Raw genomic sequence first — 707 nt, forward strand, 5'->3', positions numbered from 1 at the left:
GTTCTTGGGGATTTACTAGGTCAAATTCCACTTGAAGAGCAAATTGATTCTGTCTATACAGATGGAGCATATGACACGAAATACTGCCGACAAGTGATTTCAGATCGACAAGCACATGCAGTGATTCCACCAAGAAAAAATGCGAAACCTTGGAAAGACAAGCAAGCGAGATCTATAGAAGTTAATAAATAATTTTCAATCAAATTGCTTGATCGGGATGGTATATAAAGTTAAATTAAGTTGATAATTTTATTAAAAAATAAAATTTCATTAACAATTTAAAATAGGAACTATTATGGGTTTTTTAGACGCTTTAGTAAATGCAGGGAAGGCCGCTGGCAAAGCAATGACAGATGCTGTAACAAAGAAGCAACTTGAACAATGGGAGAAAATGGAGAGCGCATCAGAAGGCAGACTTCTTGACTTCTATAAACAAAATAATACTACAGAGCGCAATAACGCATCTAGTCGAGCTATGGCCCTAGCAGCATTGACTAGACAAAATCAATCCAAAGCCCGTGAGCTATTGAGAAATGATGAAGATGCAAAACGAGCCCTTTCTAGACTGCGTGAAAAAATCAGCCTAGAAGAAGGTCGAAGTGTAGATAGACTCAGAGAGAGTATTGATGGACTAATAAAATAATTTATAGTAGGAAGGGATAGTTTTTGTTAATTTGTATTAGTTCAGACTATCCCTTACTATCAGT

At 36.2% G+C, this 707-nt stretch carries 1 protein-coding gene and 1 pseudogene; both read left to right on the forward strand.

From position 1 onward, the window contains the following. Window positions 1-189, forward strand: a pseudogene (locus DPG01_RS18510) (transposase); the annotation flags it as partial. Between the two features lie 106 nt (window positions 190-295). After that, window positions 296-643: a hypothetical protein gene (locus tag DPG01_RS18515; RefSeq protein ID WP_110976014.1), complete on the forward strand. Its 348-nt coding sequence runs from the start codon at window positions 296-298 to the stop codon at window positions 641-643. Window positions 644-707 lie beyond the last annotated feature (64 nt).

The organism is Acinetobacter sp. WCHAc060042, assembly GCF_003231195.1.
GTDB lineage: Bacteria > Pseudomonadota > Gammaproteobacteria > Pseudomonadales > Moraxellaceae > Acinetobacter.

Bases quoted from the DNA above. Each gene is read 5' to 3' on its own strand.
- DPG01_RS18515 (WP_110976014.1), top strand. From the start codon at position 296: ATGGGTTTTTTAGACGCTTTAGTAAATGCAGGGAAGGCCGCTGGCAAA.